The organism is Chryseobacterium sp. MHB01 (assembly GCF_034651565.1).
GTDB lineage: Bacteria > Bacteroidota > Bacteroidia > Flavobacteriales > Weeksellaceae > Chryseobacterium > Chryseobacterium nepalense.
The window spans coordinates 84,125-108,402 of the sequence record NZ_JAYEDA010000012.1 but is presented as its reverse complement, the minus strand read 5'-3'; the positions used below and the strand labels follow the sequence as shown (position 1 = coordinate 108,402).

Sequence of the window (24,278 nt, the reverse complement as noted above, 5' to 3'; positions counted from 1 at the left end):
ATCTTTTTGACTTTATGAGAATAGATGAATAGATTTTAGAATCTTAGCTTTATTCTTGTACATCTTACTTATAACATCTCACCTCTCACTTTATTAAAATTAAGCGGTTACAGGTCTTTTTACCGGAGCATCATTTCTGTCGAATACTCTGTTGATCACTGCATTCTGATTTTTCTCAAACATTTTGTGACTTCCGGGAGCCGGAGCACCGCTTGGAACCGGAGCGATTACCTGGATTCCCGTATCTCTGAAGTTTCTTAAGATATAAGACCATGCTCCCATATTTTCAGGTTCTTCCTGAGCCCAAACAATTTCTTTTCTGTTTAAATATTTTTCGAAGATGGCTTCAATAGCGTTATTCTGTAAAGGGTATAACTGCTCGAACCTTACCAATGCAATATTTTCAGCATTCAGCTCTTCTTTTTTAGCTAGTAATTCAAAGTATAATTTTCCTGAACAAAGCACTAATTTTTCAACTTTTTTAGGATCTGCAGAAGGATCATCAAGAATTGGCTGGAAACCTCCGTTTGCAAAATCTTCAAGTGGAGAAACTACTTTCGGATGTCTTAGCAATGATTTAGGACTCATTACGATTAACGGCTTTCTGAATGACCATTTCAGCTGTCTTCTTAATAAATGGAAATAGTTTGCAGGAGAAGTGATATTGGCAACCACCATATTTTCATTGGCACATAAGGTAAGGAATCTTTCCAGTCTTGCAGAAGAGTGTTCCGCTCCCTGACCTTCCGAACCGTGTGGCAATAGCATTACCAAACCATCCTGAATTTTCCACTTTTCTTCTGCAGCAGCCAGATACTGATCAACAATAATCTGGGCACCGTTTACGAAATCTCCGAACTGAGCTTCCCAAATGGTTAAAGTATTAGGTGATGCCATTGCATAACCGTAATCAAAACCTAAAACCCCATATTCTGAAAGATGAGAGTTATACACATCAAATCTGCTTTCTGAAACATGTCTTAGCGGGATATATTCTTCTTCCGTATCTTCAGTCTTTACCACGGCATGTCTGTGTGAGAAGGTTCCTCTTTCTACATCTTCCCCGGAAATTCTTATGTTATGGCCTTCCACTAAAAGGGTTGCATAAGCCAGCCATTCTCCTAAAGCCCAGTCTAAAGAATCGGCTTCGATTGCTTTAATCCTGTTTTCAAAAAGTCTTGTAATTTTGTTTAGGAACTTTTTATCAGCAGGAAGCGTAGACATTTTAACGGCCAGTTCTTTCAGCTTTTCAAGGTCATATTTTGTATCAACAGAATCCTGAACTGCGCCTCTTTTGGCGATTGGATAATTGGTCCAGTCATCTGCCATGAATACATCCATCACGTTTTTTTCTATTTCTTTGGATGCATCGAAATTTTCATCTAAAAGTGCTTTGAATTCCGTTTCCATTTTAGCAATAACATCATTTGAGGTTACGCTGTCTTTCAACAATTTATCTTTATAGATCTCTCTTGGGTTCGGATGTTTTGAAATGATTTTATAAAGATTCGGCTGCGTAAATCTTGGCTCATCCCCTTCGTTGTGTCCGTATTTTCTGTATCCTAACAAATCAATGTACACATCTTTACCGAATTTCGCTCTGAAATCAGCAGCAAAGTGGATTGCATGAACAACAGCTTCTGCATCATCAGCATTTACGTGCATTACAGGAGATTCCGTAACTTTTGCAATATCTGTACAATATGTTGAAGATCTTGCATCCATGTAATTCGTTGTGAAGGAAACCTGGTTATTAACTACGATATGAACCGTACCACCTGTTCTGTAACCTTCCAGTGTCATCATCTGGGCAACTTCGTAAGCAATACCCTGTCCGGCAATAGCGCCGTCACCATGGATTACGATCGGTAAAATTTTAGAATAATCACCTTTGTACTTATCATCTACTTTTGCACGGCAGATTCCTTCTACAAGAGCAGCAACCGTTTCAAGGTGAGACGGATTCGGGGTAAGATTGATGGAAACTTCCTCTCCTGAGGCTGTTTTAATTTTTTTAGATGAACCTAAATGGTATTTTACATCTCCCGAGAATACGTCTTCTTCAAATTCTTTTCCTTCAAACTCCGAGAAGATTTGCTTGTAAGACTTTCCGAAAATATTGGTAAGAACATTCAGTCTCCCTCTGTGCGCCATTCCTAAAACAACCTCATCAACGCCCAACTGTGAAGATCTTGAAATTAACTGATCCAATGCAGGAATCAATGTTTCACCACCTTCAAGAGAAAATCTTTTTTGTCCGACAAATTTTGTATGAAGGTAATTTTCAAATGCAACAGCCTGATTTAATTTTAATAAAATCTCAGTTTTTTCATTTGCTGAAAGACCTGGATGGTTTTCGTTAACCTGGATCCATTTTTTAATAAAATCTTTTTCTTCAACGTTGTTGATGTGCATATACTCTACCCCGATAGAATCACAATAGATATTCTCAAGGTGTGTGATAAGCTCTTGTAACGTTGCAGGACCCTTCATCCCTGTTTCAACTGCACAATTGAATTTTGTATTTAAATCCGACTTATCAAGGCCGAAGTTTTCGATGTCTAAAGTCGGAGTATAATGTCTTCTTTCTCTAACAGGGTTTGTTTTCGTAAACAGATGTCCTCTCGTTCTGTACGCTTCGATAAGGTTTACCACCTTAAATTCTTTTTTGATATGCTCAGGAACTTCACCGTTTGATGCAGCCTGTGCTGCCTGCTGTACTACCGGAGCAGAAGCAGCCGGAGCCTGTGTGTACTGACTATAATCGTCTTCCCCGTAATTCTCCAAAGCAAAATCGAAACCTTGAAAAAAGGCCTTCCATGATGGTTCTAAAGAATCGGGAAATTTTAAATACTGTTGGTATAAATCCTCAATTAACTGAGAATGAGCTGCGTTTAGGAATGAAAATCTGTCCATTATTACAGTTTATCTGTTATTAAAATTTGTTTGTAGAATTAAACGTCAAATTTAATAAAAAAAACCGACTTGGAACAGCCTGCAACTATTAAAAAAACTATAAAAGAAATAAATTTAATGAATTTACTTAAATACTGATAATGAGAGTTTCATATTCACATCTCCATCCTCTACCGGGCGTTCCAAAAACGTCTGCCGGATATCACCAAAACGCATCTCATCTTTTTTGGCTTTCTGAATAAGCTGCTGAATTGCTTTTATTCTCCCGTCATAAGTCCCTTTATAATACATGATATAGTTTTGGGTAGGAGATTGAGTCCTGAAACTGAAATTGTTATCCGTAAGCCCGAATTGTTTAGACAAAGGAATTCCAAGAAAATAAGAAACTTCCTTATCTTTATAATTGTCGGCATCCGTGATCATTACCGGAAAACCAAATTCATCCTCTTTTTTGCCCAGATCCATCGTGGTGTAATTATAAATTTTGTTATAATTCATCACAATATTTCTGTAGAGCGCATCTTTTTTGTTGGAAGTGCTTACGTTAATTCCCAGGAGAAGCTTTTCTTCCTCATTTTCAACCATAAGGCTATCGTATTTTATAGCTGCCATCTGATTGTCTTTTTCAACTTTATTACCTAAAACATTGTTGAGATTAATCATGCTCTTATTAATATTTTCAGCAAAACGGTCTTCTGTCCAGAAGTTTTCAACACGTCTTAAAACAGACAGTTTAGGAGTATGTACAATCCAGGTGATTTTTGTTTTTTCTGCGGCTACGGACTTAAATTTCACATCAACCACAGTAGGACTTTCATTGTTGTCTTCAAAGAGCTGATAGCGTAAGGTTCTGTTTGGATTTTCGTAGCGGAGGAACATTTCCCCGTTCGTATCATTTTTCGGGTCTGTATAGCTTATGGAACTTCCCTGCCCTTCATAGGGTGTATAATAATCAATATCAACGGAACTTGAACTGGTGAAGAAATTATTCCACCTTGTAAAATTCTGAAGATTATTAAACTGGTTAAAAACTTTTTCTACCGGATAATTGATTTCTTTTTCGATTGTAAAATCTTTGCTTTCATCCACAAAATAATACATGGAAGCCGCATAAGCCCCGATCAGTAATAAAACAATAGCTGCTATGATTTTAAAGAAACGCATCGTACAAATGTATTGAAAATAACAAAAGTGACCAATATGATGATCACTCTGTTTTAATTTATTTTTGATAAAGTTAAACTAAGTTTAAATTTTTTAATCTCCTTATCCGATATGAGTTCCCGGTGTAAGTACCGCACCCTTTTTCACTACAATAATACCGTCCTGAACGGAGTATGTACCGTAGTCGCCGTCACTGATATGTTTTCCTCCAATGATGCGTACATTGTCGCCAATGTGGCAGTTTTTATCTAAAATTGCTTTTTCAATATAGCAGTATTTCCCTATGCCCATATTAGGCTGCCCATTTCTGTCATTGTTGATAATTTCTGCAGGATCCTGATAAAAGTCAGCGCCCATAACGTAAGAATTTACGATGGTACTTCCCTTATCGATTCTTGTTCTGTTTCCGATTACGGAATTTTCGATTTTATCTGCCATAATAATACATCCGTCACCGAAAACCGCCTTACTTACGTAAGAACCGTTAATTTTGGATGGCGGAAGCATTCTAGCTCTCGTATAGATTGGTGATGAAGAGAAAAGATTAAACTGAGGAAAGTCCTGGCAAAGATCCAGGTTTGCTTCGTAGAAAGATTCTATGGTTCCGATGTCTGTCCAGTAGCCTTCATACTGATAGCTTAACGTAGTATATTTCCCGATGGAATTAGGGATAATGTCTTTTCCGAAATCGTCTCCGGCTCCTTCATCAAACATTTTTTTCAAAATGCTTTTGGTGAAGATATAAATCCCCATTGAAGCCAGATATTCTTTTCCCGCATGTTTGTTTTCTTCCGAAACTTCAGATTTTAAACCATCTAAGATATCATATCCCGGTTTTTCAACAAAAGAGGTTATGTTGCCTTCGTCATCAGAACTCAAAATTCCAAAACCTGTAGCATCTTTGGCGTTTACCGGAATGGTTGCAATAGTAACGTCGCCACCTTTTTCGATATGGAAATCCAGCATTTCTTTGAAATCCATCTGGTAAAGCTGGTCTCCCGAAAGAATCAAGATATAATCATAATCATATTTTTCTAAATGTTTCATCGACTGGCGTACTGCGTCAGCCGTTCCCTGATACCAATTTTCGTTTTCAACATTCTGTTCTGCGGCAAGAATATCTACAAAACCTTTGCTGAAAATATCGAAATGGTAAGAGTTTTTAATGTGTGAATTTAAAGAGGCAGAATTAAATTGCGTTAAAACCAGAATTTTGTTCATTCCTGAATTTAAACAGTTTGAAATAGGAATATCTACCAGCCTGTATTTTCCAGCGATGGGAACTGCCGGTTTAGATCTTGTGAACGTTAATGGGAACAACCTTGTTCCTCTACCTCCTCCTAAAACAATGGAAATGACATTGCGATTCATAAATTATTTTGCGTTTTATTTTATTAAGTTTACTGTTCTGTTTTTGGTGTCTATATATTTACTTCAGAAATTAATTTCAGACAATTCTCAAAATTAATTTTTATATAAAGCTATATATTTTTCTGCTGACTTTTCCCATGAAAAATCAAAATTCATATTGGCATGAATCAGATTTTCCATTACATCCTTTTGATTGTAAAGCATTAATGCCCTGTTCATGGCATGGATTACATCATCTACTCCGGGATAGCTAAAATTAATCCCTGCTCCACCCGTGGAAATATCAGCTACTGTATCTCTCAGACCTCCGGTGTAGCGTACAATCGGTACCGTTCCGTATCTCATGGAGTACATCTGATTGAGACCACAAGGCTCTACCCTTGAAGGCATCAGCAAAAAATCCGCCGAAGCGTATATTTTATGGGAAAGATGTTCCTTATATCCCAAATCCAAAGCAAAATTGGTATACGTATAATCGTATTCTTTAAGCTTATTTTCAATATAACTGTTACCGGATCCTAAAACCATGATGTTGAGTGCACCGTAGCTTTGTTTAATGCTTTTCCAGACAATATCAGGAAGAAGATCGGCGCCTTTTTCTGTGGCAAATCTTCCGATAAAGGCAAACAAAGGAAGTTCAGGCTTCAATCCATATTCTTTACAAAGTTTTTCTTTGCCTTTCCTTTTCTGCTCAACAGCATTTTTAATGTTAAAATTAAAATCCAGCATCGGGTCGGTTTCCGGGTTCCAAACTTCGGTATCAATTCCGTTGATAATTCCGTATGCCTTACCAAATTCGTCCCTTACAAGACTTTCAAGACCGCGGAAGCTTACATACAGCTCTTCAAGATAGCCCTGAGAAACGGTTGTAAAAGCATGGGCACATTTGATCATGCTTGCGAGAGGATTGATCAGTCCGTTCCAATCCATTAATCCCCATTTATACTGATCGAAGGATGGAAGAAACCGGGCCATTTCCCAGCTCATCATTCCCTGATATTCGCCGTTGTGGATTGTTGCTATAGTTTTCACTCCTTTAAGGGAAGAAAATTCAGGACAATATTCAATCATAAAAGGAACCAATCCTGTATGATAATCATGGCAGTGTAAAACATCCGGACGGATATTCATCGCACTTAACCAGTGAAGAACGCCATGCTGAAAACCTAAAAACTGAAAATTTTCGTCCTGGTAGCCGTAAGGATTGTCTCTGTCTAAAAGTCCCGGGATTTTTACCATGTACAGTTCGAAGCCCAAAACATTTGATTTCTCCTTTAAAACCTGCACCCGAAGCATATTTCCTCCCTGGTGAATAAAGCCATCAAAAACTATGTCAAACTCATGATCGTAGACAAAAGATTTGTTGTACCAGGGCATAACAACCTTCGCTTCAATATCTTTAATTTTATTCTGATATTTCGGCAAAGCGCCCACTACATCGGCCAAGCCTCCTACTTTTGCCACCGGATAACATTCCGTGCTTAGATGATAAATTACCATTTTCTATCTTATCTTTTGTGGTGTTTAATTCTATTTTGCTTGTATTGCTTGTCTTTTCTTTTTAAAATAATCCCTGCCATCGGAGGAAGATTAAGGCTTATAGATTTCTGATGTCCCATATACTCCTCATACTGTTCATTAAAAATATCGGCTTTCACACCGCTTCCTGCATAATGCTCATCATCAGAATTTAGAATTACTTCCCAATGGGTTCCTGCAGCTACACCAATTTTGTAATCAATAACTCTTGGAGTCAGGTTAAGAATTACCATGTATGAATCATCTTTTCGCTTCCCCTTTCTCAAGTAGATGTAGACAGAGTTATCCACATCATCTGCCTGTATCCATTCAAAGCCTTCCGGCGAAAACTGATTTTCGTAAAAAGCAGTTTCATTCCTGTAGATATGATTAAGATCTTTTACCAGTTTCTGTAATCCTTTATGAACGGGATATACAAGCAAATGCCAGTCCAGACTTTTTTTGAAATTCCATTCATTGGTCTGCCCGAACTCATCGCCCATGAATAAAAGTTTGGCTCCAGGATGCGTAAACATATACACATACAGTGCCCGGAGATTGGCAAATTTCTGCCATTCGTCACCAAACATCTTGTAAATCAGGCTCGATTTACCATGTACGACCTCATCATGAGATAAAGGCATCATATAATTTTCATTATACATGTACATGGAAGCAAAAGTCAATTTATGATGATAAAATTTTCTGTCAATAGGATCTTTTTTAAAATAATCCAGTGTATCGTGCATCCAGCCCATCATCCATTTCATACCAAAACCTACACCTCCATTGTGAACAGGTTTAGTAAGCATTGGAAAATCCGAACTCTCTTCAGCGATGGTAATAATGGAATCACCAAACTCTTTATACACTGCCGTATTAAATTCCTGTAAGAACGTTTTTGCTTCCAGATTTACATTTCCCCCATAGATATTGGGTTCCCATTCGCCCTCATTTCTGGAATAATCGAGATGGAGCATGGAAGTAACCGCATCCACACGCAGTCCGTCTGCATGATAACGTTCCAGCCAAAACATAGCATTTGAAATTAAAAAAGATTTTACTTCATTTCTTCCGTAATTGAAAATATAGGATTTCCAGTCGGGATGAAAACCTTTTCTCGGATCTTCATGTTCATATAGGTAAGAACCGTCGAATCTGTGTAATCCGTTGGCATCACCAGGAAAATGGGACGGAACCCAGTCCAGAATCACACCGATATTGTTGCGGTGAAGTTCATCAATTAAAAACATCAGATCCTGAGGCGATCCGAAACGAGAAGTGGCAGCAAAAAAACCTGTAATCTGGTATCCCCAGCTCGGGTCATACGGATACTCCATAACAGGCATAAATTCAACGTGCGTGAATTCCATTTCTTTGATATAAGGTACGAGCCTTTCCGCTATATCGCGATAATTTAAAAATTTTTCAGGATCTTCCTCATTTCTCATCCAGGAAGCAATATGAAGCTCATATACGGAAAGCGGAGCTGTAAGGCTGTTTTTTTTCCAGCGGCGGTCCATCCATTCTTTGTCATTCCATTCATACCATGTTGTTGAAAACAAAGATGCTGCCTGAATATTCTGTTCCCAGCTTAATGCATAAGGATCACTTTTTTCAAGAATTTCTCCTCCGGCAGTTTCTATAGCATATTTATACAAGGTTCCCCAGGTAAGACCGGCAATGAAACCCTCCCAGATTCCTGAGCCGTCCCATCTGGGAAAAAGAATATGATCTTTGGAATTCCAGTTGTTGAAATTTCCGATTACTGAAACTTTTTTGGCATTAGGAGCCCAGACCGAAAAGTAAACACCCGGCACTCCGTCTTTTTCAGCAGAATGTGCCCCGAATTTATCATACAGCTTATAATGTTTACCTTCTCTGAAAAGATAAATATCTTGATCCGTAAAAAGTGTATATGTTTTAACCGAATTCATCACGGTTTTAGTTTAAATTTTATTATTTTCCTGAAAGTACTAAAAAAATCAGAAAGAAAGGTTAATTATTATTGAAGAAATTATTATGTTTAATTACCCGTTATCACTAGTTTCTATCAAATATAGAGCTTTTTGAGGAGTATAAGATCATTTTAAAAATAATTTGCCATAAAAAGATTTTATTATAAATTTATCTTTGAATTGTTAAACACACCTGGATGAGATTTAAACTCCGTACCGAAGAACATGATGAAAGAAATATCTACCTTACCGGAAATTTCAACAGCTGGAATCCGAAAGAAGAACAATATAGACTTGATCAGCTGGATCCCGAAAACTATTCCATCGAAATTAAAGATGAGTTTCTGCCTGAATTAATTGAATATAAATTTACCAAAGGCGGCTGGGAGAATGTGGAGCTCGACCAATACGGAAATATTACACCCAACAGAAAGATCAATAAATCCGAAGCTGAAACTTCAGATGTGGTAAAAAAATGGAGACTCAATTGGGGACCTTTTAAAAAAGAGTTTTTTCCTATTGCAGAAGTTATTTCCGAAGCATTTTATATTCCCCAGCTCGAGCGTCACCGTAAAATCTGGGCCCTTCTCCCCTATGATTATTATGTATCAGGCAAGAGCTATCCGGTTCTTTATCTTCAGGATGCCCAGAATCTCTTTAATGAAGGAAGTGACTACGGAAACTGGGAGATCGACAAAAAGTTATCTCTGCTGACGGAATACGGACGTGGTGATATCATCATCATCGCTATTGAACACGGAAGCGAAGACCGGATAAAAGAATACATTTTTGATAACGATCATATAGCAAACGGCTCTGAAGGTAAGAAATACATCCGTTTCATCACCGATACGCTTAAACCTTTTGTTGACGAAAACTACCGTACCAAAAAAGACCGGGACAATACCGGAATCGGCGGAAGCTCTCTGGGAGCACTGATTAGTATTTACAGCGGTTTTCTATATCCTGAAGTATACTCTAAACTGCTTATTTTTTCACCTTCGTTGTGGGTTGAGCCTAACAATAATTTCCCAATGATGAATTTCAGGGTTCCTTTTGACATGAAAATTTATTTATATGGCGGAGGTAAAGAAGGCTCTAAAATGGTAAAAAGAATTCATATTTTCGAAGAATACCTGAAACAATGGGAAAAGAAAAACCTTTTCAATTTCGAATTCAGGACAAGTATAAATCCGGAAGGCACACACAGTGAATTTTACTGGTCTCAGGAGTTTCCAAGAGCTATCGAATGGCTCTATTATAATAGTAAAGAAAATCCTGTAGAAGTAAAATCCCGGCAAAAAATCAATAAAAATTAAATTATGAAACTAATCAATAAAAAAATAAAAAATTATACGCAGATATTCCACCTTTTTACAGAAGAAGAATGGAACAGAGCTTCTAAAAATTTCAATAAAAATATTACTGCTTTTTTCACGGGTAAAAAACACGAAGTGTTTATTAATGTGCAGGATGAAGGAGTTGCCTACTTCATTGGCTTAGGGAAAGAAGATTCACCGGTTTTTGAAATTCAGCAGATTGCTGTTAAATTCTCTCAAGCGCAAAAAGAAAAGCTGATGGCAGTTCCAACATTGGTTGTTGGAGATTTTATGACGGAAAAGCAGTTTGAGGAATTCACAAAAGGTCTTCTCCTGGGAACATATCGTTATCCTTTTGAGAAAACCCACGCCTTCTGGAATCCAAAATTCGAACTTCATTTTGAAAATTTAAGCCAAAAAAAACTGGATATGATCAGTCGAAAGTCTGAAGCGCTGAGCAACGGACAGACTGCGTGTCAGGAATGGCTCAATAAACCTGCAAATCTTAAAAGGCCTGAAACTTTCAGCCTTTATCTAAAAACAATAGCTAAAAAATATAATTTTAAATATACTTCATTCAACAGGAAAAAATGTGAAGAACTGGGCTTGGGAGCTTATCTTTCGGTAAACCAGGGAAGTGCTTACGATGCTGCTTTTACAATTATTGAATATAAAACTGAGGTTAAAAATGCCAAAACATTCGGGCTTGTAGGAAAATGTGTTCTTTTCGACACGGGCGGAATTTCCCTGAAAAATCCGGACAATATGCATTATATGAAGTCGGATATGGGTGGCGCGACAGCCGTTTTAGGAGCCTTGATATATGCAGCAGAAATGCAGCTTCCTGTAAATATCATTGCTATTCTTCCAGTTACAGACAACGCGATTTCTCAGAATGCTTTCCTGCCAAGCGACGTCATTACAGCCTACAACGGGAAGACCATCGAAGTCCTGAATACAGACGCAGAAGGGAGAATGATTCTTGCAGATGGACTTTCTTACTTATCAAGAAACTACAAAACAGATATTCTTATTGATCTTGCCACCTTAACAGGCAGTTCGGTAAGAATGTTCGGTGATACCTGCGGAGCGATGTTTTCCAATAATGAAGAGCTGAAAAACCTTCTTATAAAAACCGGTGACAAAACCAACCAGCGCCTTTGGAATCTGCCACTTTGGGATATCTGGAAAGATGATATCCGTTCTGATGTTGCCGATCTTAAAAACATATCCATGAAACCTATTGGAGACTGTATTGTTGCCGCCAAATTTTTGGAGCAATTCATTGAAAACCATCCAAGATGGGCACATCTTGATATTGCCGGAGTGGCTTTCGGAAATGTAGGATATGCCAAAGAAAAAGCAGCTACTGGCTTTGGAGTGCAGTTACTGGCAGATTTAATTGAAAATTATCACTAAAAATTAGTTTATTACAAAAATTCTCTGTATAATTGAAACAGTATTTTCAAAATTGTATTTTATTTTAAATTTTAACATTAAATAAACAAATAAAAACAACTTTTATTTTTGAAAATTCATCAAAAACTAAAAAACATTATATGGAGAAGAAAACAATAGTATGTATTTCGTGCTATTATAAGGGGTATGACTTCATGGATGAAATGAAAAACCTCGGCAACAAGGTAATTTTGGTGACTTCCGAAAACCTGAAGGAAAAAAACTGGCCATGGCATGCTATCGATGAGGTTTTCTATATGCCTGAGCTAAAACCTTCCGTTTGGAATCTTGATCATCTTATCCAGGGCTTTTCCCACCTCATGCAGACGAGAAAAGTGGATGCCGTGGTTGCCCTTGATGATTATGATGTAGAAAAAGCAGCCCTGATCCGTGAAACATTCCGTATTCCCGGGATGGGCCAGACCACGCACCGATATTTCAGAGATAAATTGGCGATGAGGCAGAAAGCAAAGGATTCTGGAATCAATGTTCCCGAATTTACAGCTGTTTTCAATAATGATGAAGTAAACCTTTTTGTTGATAAAGTATCTCCTCCATGGGTACTGAAACCCCGCTCCGAAGCCTCTGCATCCGGCATCAAAAAACTGGCATCCAAAGAAGACCTTTGGGAAGAACTCAATAAACTTGGTGAAGAACGGCATTTGTTTCTGCTGGAAAGCTTTAAGCCCGGCGATGTATATCATGTTGACAGTCTGACTTTTAATAAAGAAACGGCTTTCACTTCCGCTTCAAAATATTTAGCACCACCCATGCAGGTTTCTCATGAAGGCGGTGTTTTCAGGACAAAAACCCTGGGAAGATATTCCGATGAATTTAAAGCTCTTGAGGCTGCCAATATAAAAGTCCTTTCCAGCTTTGGACTGATGCACGGTGCAACCCACACAGAGTTCATCAAAAGTAACGAAGACGACAAATATTATTTTCTTGAAACTTCTTCACGCGTAGGAGGCGCCCATATTCCTGATTTGGTAGAAGCATCAAGCAGCATCAATATATGGAGAGAATGGGCCAGAATTGAGGACGCTTTGTTAAAGGGGAAACACTACGAAGTTTCAAAACCTACAGGATACTATTCGGGGCTAATTATTGCTTTGATCAAAAACAAAAATCCTGATTATGGAGAATTTGAAAGTCCGGAAACTGTAAAATTCTTACCCATTGAACATCATGTAGGAATTGTTTACAAATCCAATGATCCTATCATTATTCAGGAAAGGCTTGACAGCGCTGCAGAGAAAATCCTTGCCGAAATGCTGAATATTCTTCCTCCTAAAAGTAAACCGACAAGCTGAGAAGTTAGAAGTTAGAAGTTAGAAGTTAGAAGTTAGCGAAAATAATTGATTATCATTCACAATACAATATGCCACATATAGAACATACAGATTATTATTCACATATTTTGGGAAAAAGCATCAAAGTTGAGGTTACCGGACATTACGGCTACCCAATTATTATGTTTCCTACCTCACAGGGGCTTTATACACAAAACCACGATTTTCAACTGAACGGAAGTATCAACTGGTTTGTGGAGCAGGGAAAAGTTAAGCTTTATAATATCCAGACTATCGACAGCTGGAGCTTTTATGATGATAATATTCTGCCTCACCATAGAATTAAAAACTATGAAAGATACGTCCAGTTTCTGATTCAGGAATTTGTACCCTATATTCAAAAAATTCATAAAACTCATCGCGTTGCGGTTGCAGGAGCAAGTTTCGGGGGCTATCATGCGGCTAATTTTGCTTTCAGGTTTCCGGATGTTGTCTCGCATCTGTTCTGCCTTTCGGGCGCTTTCAGTATCAGAAATTTCATGGAAGGATATTCCGATGATCTCGTGTATTTTAATTGTCCGAGAGAATTTGTAAAGAATGATGAAGCCTGGAAATACAAGCATATGCATATTGTACTAAGTACTTCCGACCAGGACATCTGCAGGGATAAAAACATTGAAATGGCGGAAATCCTGCGTTCCAAAGGAATTGACTTCTGGTATGATGAAAGAAAATGGATTAACCACGACTGGCCACTGTGGAGAATGGTTTTCCCAACATTTATCGGAGCATTTTTCTCTTAAATTTAAAAATACAGATTAACAAATATTAAAAAATACATTATGGTTAAAAAAGTTGGAATACTATTCGGAATGGAAGATACTTTTCCCTGGGCATTTATTGATAAGGTAAATGAACTCGGTAAAGGCGAAATTATTGCAGAACCGGTAAGTATTGATAAACTTGAACAAGGCGCAGATTACGGATATGCCGTAATTATTGACAGAATTTCCCAGGATGTTCCGTTTTACAGAGCTTATCTTAAAAATGCTGCATTAAATGGCACCTATGTCATCAATAACCCGTTTTGGTGGAGTGCCGATGAAAAGTTTTTCAATAATGCTCTGATGACAAAACTTGGGATCCCATTACCTAAAACCGTATTGCTTCCTTCTTATGAAAGACCGGAGAACACTTCGGAAACTTCTTTCAGGAATTTAAAATTTCCTCACGACTGGGATTATATTTTTAATTACGTAGGTTTTCCGGCTTACATGAAACCTCACGATGGCGGAGGCTGGAGAAATGTATACCGCGTAGAAAGTCCTGAAGATCTTTGGGCAAAGCATTCGGAAACAGAACAGCTGGTGATGATGGTACAGGAAGAAATAATTTTTGATGATTATTACAGAGTATATTGTCTGGGTAAAAAATATGTTCACATTATGCCCTATGAACCCCGAAACGCACACCATCTACGATATGCAACAACGCATAAAACCCAGGGTGAAGAGCTGGAAAAATTATTAAAAACCATTCATGATTATACCATTACAATGAATGAAGCCTTAGGCTATGATTTCAATACGGTAGAATTTGCCGTGCGGGACGGAATTCCTTACGCCATCGACTTCTGCAATCCTGCCCCGGATGCAGACAGGAATTCTGTAGGTGAAGAAAACTTTGCATGGATTGTTGAGCATGCCGCAAAACTTGCTCTGGAAAAAGCAAAAGAATACGTTCCGGGAAAACCGAATATCTCCTGGGGAACTTTCGTAAAAGATTCTGTACAATAAAAAAACATTAAATAAACACGAAAAAAAATGCATCAATTTACTATTGGAATCGAAGAAGAGTATCAAATCATTGATGTTGAGAGCCGTGACCTGGTCTCTCATGTTTCGAAAATTATTGAAGGCGGAAAAGCAGTTTTAAGCGAAAACTTAAAGCACGAAATGCACGAATCCATGATCGAAATGGAAACGGGAATCTGCCAGAATATCCAGGAAGCCAAAACGGAATTAACCAACCTGAGAAGACATCTTATCAAAACAGCCCATGAACAGGGACTTCGCGTTTCCGGCGGGGGAACACATCCTTTTTCAAACTGGGAACACAACACCATTACCAACGGCGAACGATATATCAAAATCGTTGATGACATGGGCGATGTGGCACGTGGAAATCTTATTTTCGGGCTGCACGTTCATATCGGAATTCCAAACCGTGAAGAAGGAGTGAGAATACAGAATGTGATGCGATATTTTCTTCCGCACGTTTATGCGCTGTCTACCAATTCACCATTCTGGATCGGAAGAAATACCGGTTTCAAGTCTTACAGACAGGAAATTTTCGTGAAATTCCCAAGAACCGGGATTCCAAGCTTTTTTAATTCCCTGGCTGAGTTCGACAGCTATGTGGATCTTCTGGTGAAAACAGGAACCATAGACAATGCCAAGAAGATATGGTGGGATCTTCGGGTTCATCCGTTTTACCCTACCATTGAATTCAGGATTTGCGATATGCCTTTAAGAATAGATGAAACCGTTTGCTTAGCTGCAATTATGCAGTCTCTTGTAGCAAAAATTTATAAACTTCATCAGCAGAATTTAAGTTTCAGGAGCTATAGAAGGTTATTGCTGAACGAAAATAAATGGAGAGCATCCAAAAGCGGAATAGAAGCGCATCTTATCGATTTCGGGAAAGAAGAATCCGTACCATACCCGGATCTTCTGAAGGAACTCCTTGAATTTATTGATGATGTGGTAGACGAATTGGGATGCAGGAAAGAAGTAGAATATGCATGGACCATTCTTGAAAACGGAACGGGTGCAGACCGCCAGCTCAGGATATTTAATGAAACCGGCGATCTTACAAAAGTTGTTGATTATATGATCTCTGAAACAGAATACGGCATTACTCATGGAGAAGTTTTACATTCATAATATTTGATACATTTGTATAAATTTAAGATAAGATGAAGGATATTCGAATTGCTTTGCTGGATATGAATAATAATCAGATCAACCAGGGATTTAAAAATATTAAAGAAATTTCTGAAGCCTTCAGGCAAAGCTGTACCGGGGAAAATGTAAGCATTACAACATTTGATGTGAGGTTTAAAAATGAAATTCCCGATATTGAAGATTTCGACATATTTATTTCTTCCGGAGGTCCCGGAAATCCGCACCGTGAAGGGTTTGAATGGGAAGATAGATTCAGTGCTTTTTTAGATTCAATTCACAATCACAACCGGATCAGCCAGGAGAAGAAATACCTTTTTTTAATCTGCCATTCTTTTCAGCTGGCAAGCATTCACTGGAAGCTGGGAAATATCTGTAAAAGAAAATCCTATTCATTCGGTGTAATGCCCATTCATAAAACAGAGGAAGGCGAAGAAGAATTTTTATTTAAAAATCTCCCGGATCCTTTCTACGCGGTGGATTCCCGTGCCTATCAGTTTATAGAACCGGACCATGAGCGGTTTGAAGAGCTGGGAATGAAAATTACTGCGATTGAAAAATTCCGTCCTCATATTGATCTGGAAAGAGCGGTAATGGCTGTGCGGTTTTCTGAGGAAATCTTCGGTACACAGTTTCATCCTGAAGCGAATCCTGAAGGAATGATTGAAAACCTGAAAGATGAAAAAAACAAATTGGCCATGATTGAAAATTTCGGAATGGAAAAGTATCTTGAAACCATCGACAGAATTGATGATGAAGATAAAATTACCCTTACGCAGTCCCAGATTTTACCGAGATTTTTAGATTTTGCAAAGCAAAATATTATCAACAAAGTAAATGTTCTGATTTAGCAAAATATAATTAATAACATAATCGGGCGATCGTCCGATTTTTTTAAATCACAACGAAAAAAGATTATGATTTCAGAATACAGAAAAAAGTTTAATCAGGAATTTTCGCAGGAAAAATATGCTCAGCTTAAAGAATATTTAAAGCAAAAAAGCGGACTGGAACCGGCATTCAGAATTTCTGAAAGTCCTTTATTCCTTACCAAAGATTTTGAAGCTAAACTGATCAATGCGAGCGAAAGTATTATTAATCAGATAAAAGCTTTATCCCCGGATATTTTACAGAAAGCTGTTCCTGATAATTGCAGAGTTCCAAATGATACGGAAAAACCGCATTTTTTTACCATCGACTTCGGAATCTGTAAAAATGAAACGGGAGAAGTGGAACCGCAATTAATTGAGCTTCAGGCTTTCCCTTCTTTATACGCTTTTCAAAAAGTTTTTGAAGATGCCTTCTGCGAAATTTATCCTTTCCTTTCTGAATTAAAAAATACAATGTCTCCTGACGATTTTAAAAACCATTTCAAAGATCTTATTATTGGAGACGAAAATCCGGAAAATGTTATCCTTCTGGAAATTTATCCTGAAAAGCAGAAAACAGCCATCGATTTTGTCCTGACAGAACAATTACTTGGAATAAAAACGGTCTGCCTCACCAAAGTAAAAAAGAACGGAAAAAAACTTTATTATGAGAATAATGGAAAGTTAACCGAAATTAAAAGGATTTATAACCGTGTTATCTTTGATGAATTAGATAGGATTCCGGATCTGAAAACTGAATTCGATTTCCGGGAAGATGTTGATGTAAAATGGATTACCCATCCCAACTGGTTTTTCAAAATTTCAAAATTTTTACTGCCTCTTTTACAACATCAATTTGTTCCGAAAAGTTATTTCCTGCATGAATTTCCCAAAACAGAGGATTTGAAAAATTTTGTTTTAAAGCCGTTGTTTTCTTTTGCCGGAAGCGGGGTGAATCTAAATCCTACGAAAGAAATTACGGATGCCATTGAAGATAAACAAAACTACATCCTGCAGAGAAAAGTAGACTACGCTCCTATTTTTGAGGATATCAACGGAGATTATTCGAAAGCAGAGATTCGTTTATTATATATCTGGCCTGAAAATAATGAAAGCCCGATTCTAATGGAGAATTTAGCAAGAATGACTAAAGCAGCGATGGTAAACGTCGATTTCAATAAAAAAGATGCCATCTGGATCGGAAGCTCGAATGCTTTTTTTGCGAAGGAATAGTTTACTAAACTATAATAAAAGTTAGAAAAATTTCGGCGGCATCTTCGATGCCGCCGAAATTTTATAGAAAGCCAAAACTTTAGAAATATAATTATAGCATTTTATCGTCTTCCATTAATTCCCGTGTCTGATAATCCTGAACCAGATCAATTGCATTAGATATAACGTCGCTTAAAGCAGTGATAAAAGTACCTTCTTCAGCCATTCCCATTGCATGTTTCAGGGCTTCAATTTCTTTAGGAATAATTTCATAGCTTACATCTTTGCCCGAAGACTGCATACCTTCGATAATAAGTCCGTTAATTTCATCTTCCGTACGTCCGCGGAGATGCTTCTCATTTCGGATGATGATATGATCAAACATTCTTCCTGCGATCTTTCCACACTCTTTAATATCACTATCCCTTCTGTCTCCTACCCCTGAAATAATCCCGATTTTTTTCGTTGCTTCAATATTTTTGAGATAATCTTCAATCGCTTCATAACCCGATGGATTGTGTGCGAAATCAATCAGCACCTTGAAATTTTTAAACTTAAATACATTCAAACGTCCCGGAGTAAGCTGTGCACTTGGAATAAAAGTCCGTAAAGAATTGGAAATATCTTCAATCCCGAATCCATATAAATAACAGGCAAGACTCGCAGCCAGTACATTTTCAATCATGAATTTAGCCTTACCTTCCATCGTAATCGGAAAATCCTTTGCCTTGCCGATTCTTATTTTCCAGTCTCCTTTCTTGATCGTAACAAAACCTTCCTCATAAATACAGGTAATACGTCCTTCTTTCGCGAATTTCTGGATATGCGGATTATTTTCATTCATACTGAAAATAGCAACATGGCTATCCAGGTCATTAACAATTTTCATGGAATATTCATTATCTGCATTCAGAATACTCCAACCGTTTTTCTTTACACTATCGAGCACTACTCTTTTTACACGGGTAAGATCTTTAAGGTTATGAATATCATTCATGCCGAGATGATCCTCTTCAATATTGGTTAAAACCCCAATATCACACTGAGAAAATCCGAGCCCGGAACGTAAAATTCCGCCACGCGCAGTCTCAAGCACCGCAAACTCTACGGTAGGGTCTTTTAGAATAAACTCTGCAGAAAGCGGTCCTGTAGTATCGCCTTTCGACAGCATGGTATTCTGAATATAAATTCCGTCTGAAGTCGTAAAGCCAACTCTGTAGCCGTTACTTTTTACGATGTGTGAAATAAGTCTTGTGGTGGTAGTCTTACCGTTGGTTCCTGTAACCGCAATAATCGGAATAGTAAAAGGTTTTCCCGGAGGATACAGCATATCTACTACTGGTGCGGCAACGTTTCTCGGCAATCCTTCGCTTGGCGCCAGATGCATTCTGAATCCCGGTGCGGCATTAACCTCAATAATGGCACCCCCACTTTCTTTTAAAGGCTGGGTAAGGTTTTCAGCCATAATATCAATTCCACAGACATCAAGACCAATAATTTTGGAAATTCTTTCAGCCATGGTAATGTTTTCAGGATGTATCATATCTGTTACATCAATCGACGTACCTCCGGTTGAAAGATTGGCGGTAGATTTCAGATAAACGACCTCCCCTTTCTGGGGAACCGTTTCCAGGGTATAGTTCAGTTTTTCCAAAAGCTCGGTGGTATCTTTATCAACCTCGATTTCCGTTAAAACATTTTCGTGTCCGTACCCTCTTCTCGGATCTTTATTTTCTTTTTCTATCAGTTGCTGAAGATTCAATTCCCCGTCGCCGACAACATGGGCGGGAACTCTTCTGGCAGCAGCCACCATTTTATTATTAATGACCAGCACCCTGAAATCATATCCTGTAATATACTTTTCTACAATTACTTTTTTGGAATATTTCTGGGCATGTTCCAGTCCGATTTTGGCAGATTCCCAATCATTGACATTTATAGAAGATCCCTTTCCGTGATTTCCATCCAGAGGTTTAATAACAACGGGATATCCAATTTTTCGTACAACGCTGTCAAGTCCTTCTTCATCCATAATAAGATCTCCCATAGGCACAGGAATCGCAGCATCATGCAGCATTCTTTTGGTAAGTTCTTTATTGCAGGCGATATCTACGGCAATAGAGCTTGTTTTCCCTGTAATGGTTGCTTGGAATCTCTGCTGGTTCACCCCATATCCAAGCTGTACCAAAGAGTTTGTCCCTAAACGGATCCACGGGATTTTTCTGGAAACCGCTTCTTCTACAATGCTTCCGGTAGAAGGTCCTAAACGAACCCTTTCACGGATTTCTTTAAGCTTCTGGATACAGGCGTTAAGATCATATTCCTCCCCTTTAATCAAAGCTTCTGCAATTTTTACAGATTCTTCCCCTGCAAAAATTCCGGCATTTTCTTCAATATAATTAAATACGACATTATAAACCCCCGGTGTTTTAGTCTCCCGCGTTCTTCCAAAGCCAACTTCCATTCCGGCAAGAGTCTGGATTTCCAGGGCGATGTGTTCAATAACGTGGCCCATCCATGTTCCCGTCTCAACGCGATGAAAAAAACCTCCTTCCACTCCTTCGGAACATCTGTGAGTAAATAAAGAAGGCAATAACTTTTCTATTCTTTCTCTAAATCCTTCGATTTTATTAGTAGGAAAATTTTCCATCTCTTCCAGATCCAACCTCATCTGTATCAGCTTCTTTCGTCTGATACTCCAAATGTTCGGGCCGCGCAATGCCTGTATTTTTTCAATTTTCATAGTCTATTTGCATTTTTAATAGTTAACAATAACTGCATTTAAAATCAAAGATAATGCAAAACCCTAAACAAAACTATACCACGTTTGAATATTTATTAAAAATAATCATTCTTTAGTATTCATTCTAAAATCCTCAAAATCAATTTTATGTACCCTGAAATTTTTTCAGCTGTTAATATTTTTTTAAATTTGCAGCCTATGACGAAACCTGTTGGAAAATTAATTGTAATTGGTGGTGCAGTAAACAAAGGAAGTTTTGCAGAAACCGATTTTGATCAGAATATAGAAAAAAACCTGAATTTTTTTGAGCGAGGAATACTTAGAAAAATCATCAACGAGTCTAAGCATAAGGAAAACTCTGTAATTGAAATTATTACGACAGCCTCGCAGATTCCTCAGATTGTTGGCTCCGAATATAAAAAAGCCTTTGAATTTTTAGGGGCAAAAAATGTAAATATTCTGGATATTCATAACCGTGAAGAAGCCAATTCTGATGCAATTGTCGCAAGGGCAAATGCAGCCGACGTGGTGATGTTTACGGGCGGAGATCAGCTTCGTCTTACATCTATTCTGGGCGGAACAAGATTTCACGATACCATTTTACTGAAGTATCAGGAACAGGATTTCATTTATTCCGGAACTTCTGCCGGTGCTGCTGCTGCGTCTGAAAACATGATTTATCAGGGAAGCAGTTCTGAAGCATTGCTCAAAGGCGAAATTAAAACCACACAGGGACTAGGACTGATCGACAATGTCATTATTGATACGCATTTTGTACAAAGAGGAAGAATCGGAAGACTGTTCCAGGCTGTGGTAAATAATCCGAGAACACTGGGAATCGGGCTTGGAGAAGATACCGGTCTGTTTATTTATAATGATGTAATGACGGCCGTAGGTTCCGGACTGGTAATTCTGGTTGACGGAAGATTTATTAAAGATACCAATCTTACGAATATTAACCTTGGAGAACCGATTTCTATTGATAACCTCACGGTGCACGTGATGTCCATGAATGATCATTATGACCTTACAACAAAGGTGCTGACAATAGAAAATTCACAATTTAATCCTATTCCGCAGGAAAAATAGCAAATCATATTTTTCAACGAATATTAATTATCATTCGCAAAATCATAACCGGTTTTGAAAAATTTGGCTATCTTGTCTTCTAAATAACAATATACAATGAAGGTAATCATTCACGGTGGATTCTTTTCAGAAAGCGATCAGAGTCATGAGGTAAAAACTGCCAAACAGGAGTCTCTGAAAAATATTGCCAAACAGGCTTTTGATTTTTTACAGACCCATTCTGCTTTTGACACCGCTGCTTTTGCTGTTTCTTTACTGGAAAATGACGAACTGTACAACGCTGGTATCGGTTCCCAGATTCAAAGTGACGGAATTATCCGGATGAGTGCTGCAATTATGGATGGCGAAAGCCAGAAAATGAGCGGTGTGATCAATATTCAGGATGTAAAAAATCCTGTTTTTGTAGCGAAGGAACTGATGAAGGAAGACGACAGGGTTTTGGGAGGTAGTGGTGCTAAAAAGTATGCTGCAGCCCATGGTTTTGAAAATTTTTCAACTGAAATCCCGAAAAGAAGACAGGAATATGAGGAAAAATTACGCAACGGCGGAAAAGGAACCGTTGGTTGTGTGGTAATTGATAAAAGCGGAAAATTAGCCGTTGCTACCTCCACCGGAGGAAAAGGATTTGAAATCCCCGGGAGAATTTCTGATTCTGCAACTGTAGCCGGAAATTATGCCAATTCTTTCTGTGCTGTAAGCTGTACGGGAGTGGGAGAAGATATTGTAAGTAATGCAACAGCAGCGAAAATTGTTACAAGGGTAACTGATGGAATGTCCCTTAGCGAAGCTTTTGACAAAACCTTTGACGAACTGAAAACAATAGACGGATTTGCAGGCGCTATTGCAATTGATAAAGAAGGAAATCTTGCCCACAGAGATTCTCACCCGACTATGGTTTTTGCAAGTTTTGACGGTGAAAATTTAGAAACCTTCAATTAATTTTAACATTATTTTATAGTTCTGATATTTTTTTTGGCACGTATTTTACATGTTTACTAATAACAAAATTTTAATATTAACATTTAAAAAATAGAAATCATGGGAAATAAAACAAAAGGTTTATTGGCACTGGTTGGACTTGGAGCTTTAGCATACTGGAAATATAAAAACTCAAGTCCTGAACAAAAACAAATGGTAAAAGATAAGTTCAACAATGCAAAGGACAACCTAAACAAATGGGGGAATGATATTAAGGACAGAGCCAACAATGTTGCTTCCCAAGTTCAGGAAAAAGCGGATGAATTTAAAAGCCAGGCACAGGATACTGTAAATAAAGCACAGGAAACTGTAAGTTAAGAATAGTTATTTAACATTCATATATTCAGAAAAGTCATCGTAGTATTTATTACGATGACTTTTTTTGCGCATCAATGGCGAAAACCAAAGGAACGTTATTTCCAAATTTTGATATTCTCCATTTACCTTTTTCAGATTCTTCAACATGTCTGAAACATGGATACGGCGACCAGTCGAATTCTTTAAACTGATGTATCATCAAATGATTATCAATCAGACTCTGTAATACTTCTGCTAAAGAATGGTTCCACATCACATATTCCTGAACGATATCCGCAGAAGGGTCTGCATAGGTTCCTTCGTATGTTTCGATTATAGGCTTTTCATTAAAATAATTATATTTCACGTCTTCAAAATCACCATCAAACATCCAAATAACAGGATGAAATTCTGCCATTATAAATTTCCCATCAGATTTTAAGAAATGAGAAATCACTTTTGCCCAGCGGTTTAGGTCCGGAAGCCAGCCTATCGTTCCGTAACTGGTAAAAACGATATCAAATTTTTCATCAAGAACATTGGGTAGATTGTATAAATCTGTACATATAAATTTCGTGTCTGTATCACATTTTTGTGCAAGTTGCTTTGCTTCGGCAATTGCTTTATCTGATAGATCTATGCCTGTTACTTTGCCGCCAAGCCTTGACAAGGAGATGGAATCCTGACCAAAATGGCATTGCAGATGCAGAACAGATTTATCTTCCAGATTCCCTAAAAGTTCCAATTCAATAGAGTTCAGTGAGCTTCTGCCTTTTAAAAATTCGTCCAAGAAATAAAAATCTGATTTCAAATGGGGATCTACTTTGGCATTCCACGACTTCCTGTTGATTTCTAAATAGTTTTCCATGATTAATATTTTATGTTTAAAAGTATAAAAATAAATGTAACTATAATTACAAGCTCACTTAAAAGCAAGTCAATTAAAAAGTCAGAATTTTTCGATGTAAAAGTATATTTTCGTGAGGTTAATCTACATTTTAGCAAGGTAATTTTACTTTCTTGCGTAGTAAAGTTACATTTTACTATTGCAATTCTACATTGGCACGATGTAAATTTACTTTCTTGAAAAATAAGGTTACTTTTTTATATAGTAAAGTTACTTTTTTGCGA

The 24,278-nt window shown here is 37.7% G+C and carries 18 protein-coding genes; 11 read left to right on the top strand and 7 right to left on the bottom strand.

Features of this window, described 5'->3' with window-relative positions; translation table 11 throughout:
* Nucleotides 1–99: 99 nt before the first annotated feature.
* From U9K52_RS17530 to glgB, 5 genes are all read right to left on the bottom strand, one after another.
* Complete coding sequence (locus U9K52_RS17530) at nt 100–2,916, bottom strand: 2-oxoglutarate dehydrogenase E1 component (protein WP_322927560.1); 2,817 nt, start codon at nt 2,914–2,916, stop codon at nt 100–102.
* Between the two features lie 123 nt (nt 2,917–3,039).
* Nucleotides 3,040–4,080, bottom strand: a complete 1,041-nt coding sequence (locus tag U9K52_RS17525; RefSeq protein ID WP_322927559.1) for an SRPBCC domain-containing protein — start codon at nt 4,078–4,080, stop codon at nt 3,040–3,042.
* Nucleotides 4,081–4,182: 102 nt separating this feature from the next.
* Nucleotides 4,183–5,451, bottom strand: a complete 1,269-nt coding sequence (locus U9K52_RS17520) for a glucose-1-phosphate adenylyltransferase (protein WP_248393661.1) — start codon at nt 5,449–5,451, stop codon at nt 4,183–4,185.
* A gap of 93 nt (nt 5,452–5,544) precedes the next feature.
* On the bottom strand, nt 5,545–6,951 hold the full coding sequence (locus tag U9K52_RS17515) for a glycogen/starch synthase (protein ID WP_322927558.1): 1,407 nt from the start codon (nt 6,949–6,951) through the stop codon (nt 5,545–5,547).
* An 8-nt stretch (nt 6,952–6,959) separates the two neighbouring features.
* Nucleotides 6,960–8,906, bottom strand: a complete 1,947-nt coding sequence (gene glgB / locus U9K52_RS17510) for a 1,4-alpha-glucan branching protein GlgB (RefSeq protein ID WP_322927557.1) — start codon at nt 8,904–8,906, stop codon at nt 6,960–6,962.
* A gap of 218 nt (nt 8,907–9,124) precedes the next feature.
* On the opposite strand from glgB, the gene U9K52_RS17505 reads away from it, so the two are divergent.
* The 8 genes from U9K52_RS17505 (at nt 9,125) to U9K52_RS17470 (ending at nt 18,061) form a co-directional block, all read left to right on the top strand.
* Nucleotides 9,125–10,246, top strand: a complete 1,122-nt coding sequence (locus U9K52_RS17505) for an alpha/beta hydrolase-fold protein (protein ID WP_322927556.1) — start codon at nt 9,125–9,127, stop codon at nt 10,244–10,246.
* A 3-nt stretch (nt 10,247–10,249) separates the two neighbouring features.
* Entirely contained in the window at nt 10,250–11,665 is a 1,416-nt protein-coding gene (locus tag U9K52_RS17500; RefSeq protein ID WP_322927555.1) for a leucyl aminopeptidase family protein, read from the top strand.
* Between the two features lie 140 nt (nt 11,666–11,805).
* Entirely contained in the window at nt 11,806–13,017 is a 1,212-nt protein-coding gene (locus U9K52_RS17495) for a hypothetical protein (protein WP_322927554.1), read from the top strand.
* Between the two features lie 68 nt (nt 13,018–13,085).
* Nucleotides 13,086–13,799: an alpha/beta hydrolase-fold protein gene (locus tag U9K52_RS17490; RefSeq protein WP_263602959.1), complete on the top strand. Its 714-nt coding sequence runs from the start codon at nt 13,086–13,088 to the stop codon at nt 13,797–13,799.
* A gap of 39 nt (nt 13,800–13,838) precedes the next feature.
* A complete protein-coding gene (locus U9K52_RS17485) occupies nt 13,839–14,792 on the top strand; it encodes a hypothetical protein (protein WP_322927553.1) in 954 nt (317 codons plus the stop codon).
* 27 nt (nt 14,793–14,819) lie between these two features.
* Entirely contained in the window at nt 14,820–15,941 is a 1,122-nt protein-coding gene (locus tag U9K52_RS17480) for a carboxylate-amine ligase (protein WP_248393669.1), read from the top strand.
* Between the two features lie 32 nt (nt 15,942–15,973).
* On the top strand, nt 15,974–16,810 hold the full coding sequence (locus tag U9K52_RS17475; protein WP_312176272.1) for a type 1 glutamine amidotransferase: 837 nt from the start codon (nt 15,974–15,976) through the stop codon (nt 16,808–16,810).
* Between the two features lie 66 nt (nt 16,811–16,876).
* Nucleotides 16,877–18,061 (top strand): hypothetical protein, encoded by a 1,185-nt coding sequence (locus U9K52_RS17470; protein WP_322927552.1) that lies wholly within the window; start codon nt 16,877–16,879, stop codon nt 18,059–18,061.
* A gap of 91 nt (nt 18,062–18,152) precedes the next feature.
* Here U9K52_RS17470 and cphA read toward each other — a convergent pair whose 3' ends face one another.
* A complete protein-coding gene (gene cphA / locus U9K52_RS17465) occupies nt 18,153–20,783 on the bottom strand; it encodes a cyanophycin synthetase (RefSeq protein WP_248393672.1) in 2,631 nt (876 codons plus the stop codon).
* A 198-nt stretch (nt 20,784–20,981) separates the two neighbouring features.
* Between cphA and U9K52_RS17460 the strand changes: the two genes are divergently transcribed.
* The 3 genes from U9K52_RS17460 to U9K52_RS17450 all read left to right on the top strand — a co-directional run bounded on the left by U9K52_RS17460 (nt 20,982) and on the right by U9K52_RS17450 (nt 23,168).
* Nucleotides 20,982–21,872: a cyanophycinase gene (locus U9K52_RS17460; RefSeq protein ID WP_072885670.1), complete on the top strand. Its 891-nt coding sequence runs from the start codon at nt 20,982–20,984 to the stop codon at nt 21,870–21,872.
* Nucleotides 21,873–21,968: 96 nt separating this feature from the next.
* Nucleotides 21,969–22,811: an isoaspartyl peptidase/L-asparaginase gene (locus U9K52_RS17455; protein ID WP_322927551.1), complete on the top strand. Its 843-nt coding sequence runs from the start codon at nt 21,969–21,971 to the stop codon at nt 22,809–22,811.
* A gap of 99 nt (nt 22,812–22,910) precedes the next feature.
* Nucleotides 22,911–23,168 carry a YtxH domain-containing protein gene (locus U9K52_RS17450; protein ID WP_263602953.1) on the top strand — a complete coding sequence of 86 codons (258 nt, stop codon included), beginning with the start codon at nt 22,911–22,913 and terminating at the stop codon, nt 23,166–23,168.
* 49 nt (nt 23,169–23,217) lie between these two features.
* On the opposite strand, the gene U9K52_RS17445 is transcribed toward U9K52_RS17450, so the two are convergent.
* Nucleotides 23,218–24,015, bottom strand: coding sequence for a class I SAM-dependent methyltransferase (locus U9K52_RS17445; protein WP_322927550.1), 798 nt, complete (start codon nt 24,013–24,015; stop codon nt 23,218–23,220).
* Nucleotides 24,016–24,278: the final 263 nt, after the last annotated feature.

What these genes read in the sequence shown, in the direction of transcription:
- U9K52_RS17530 (WP_322927560.1), bottom strand. Translation starts at nt 2,916, where the DNA reads ATGGACAGATTTTCATTCCTAAACGCAGCTCATTCTCAGTTAATTGAG.
- U9K52_RS17525 (WP_322927559.1), bottom strand. Translation starts at nt 4,080, where the DNA reads ATGCGTTTCTTTAAAATCATAGCAGCTATTGTTTTATTACTGATCGGG.
- U9K52_RS17520 (WP_248393661.1), bottom strand. Translation starts at nt 5,451, where the DNA reads ATGAATCGCAATGTCATTTCCATTGTTTTAGGAGGAGGTAGAGGAACA.
- U9K52_RS17515 (WP_322927558.1), bottom strand. Translation starts at nt 6,951, where the DNA reads ATGGTAATTTATCATCTAAGCACGGAATGTTATCCGGTGGCAAAAGTA.
- glgB (WP_322927557.1), bottom strand. Translation starts at nt 8,906, where the DNA reads ATGAATTCGGTTAAAACATATACACTTTTTACGGATCAAGATATTTAT.
- U9K52_RS17505 (WP_322927556.1), top strand. Translation starts at nt 9,125, where the DNA reads ATGAGATTTAAACTCCGTACCGAAGAACATGATGAAAGAAATATCTAC.
- U9K52_RS17500 (WP_322927555.1), top strand. Translation starts at nt 10,250, where the DNA reads ATGAAACTAATCAATAAAAAAATAAAAAATTATACGCAGATATTCCAC.
- U9K52_RS17495 (WP_322927554.1), top strand. Translation starts at nt 11,806, where the DNA reads ATGGAGAAGAAAACAATAGTATGTATTTCGTGCTATTATAAGGGGTAT.
- U9K52_RS17490 (WP_263602959.1), top strand. Translation starts at nt 13,086, where the DNA reads ATGCCACATATAGAACATACAGATTATTATTCACATATTTTGGGAAAA.
- U9K52_RS17485 (WP_322927553.1), top strand. Translation starts at nt 13,839, where the DNA reads ATGGTTAAAAAAGTTGGAATACTATTCGGAATGGAAGATACTTTTCCC.
- U9K52_RS17480 (WP_248393669.1), top strand. Translation starts at nt 14,820, where the DNA reads ATGCATCAATTTACTATTGGAATCGAAGAAGAGTATCAAATCATTGAT.
- U9K52_RS17475 (WP_312176272.1), top strand. Translation starts at nt 15,974, where the DNA reads ATGAAGGATATTCGAATTGCTTTGCTGGATATGAATAATAATCAGATC.
- U9K52_RS17470 (WP_322927552.1), top strand. Translation starts at nt 16,877, where the DNA reads ATGATTTCAGAATACAGAAAAAAGTTTAATCAGGAATTTTCGCAGGAA.
- cphA (WP_248393672.1), bottom strand. Translation starts at nt 20,783, where the DNA reads ATGAAAATTGAAAAAATACAGGCATTGCGCGGCCCGAACATTTGGAGT.
- U9K52_RS17460 (WP_072885670.1), top strand. Translation starts at nt 20,982, where the DNA reads ATGACGAAACCTGTTGGAAAATTAATTGTAATTGGTGGTGCAGTAAAC.
- U9K52_RS17455 (WP_322927551.1), top strand. Translation starts at nt 21,969, where the DNA reads ATGAAGGTAATCATTCACGGTGGATTCTTTTCAGAAAGCGATCAGAGT.
- U9K52_RS17450 (WP_263602953.1), top strand. Translation starts at nt 22,911, where the DNA reads ATGGGAAATAAAACAAAAGGTTTATTGGCACTGGTTGGACTTGGAGCT.
- U9K52_RS17445 (WP_322927550.1), bottom strand. Translation starts at nt 24,015, where the DNA reads ATGGAAAACTATTTAGAAATCAACAGGAAGTCGTGGAATGCCAAAGTA.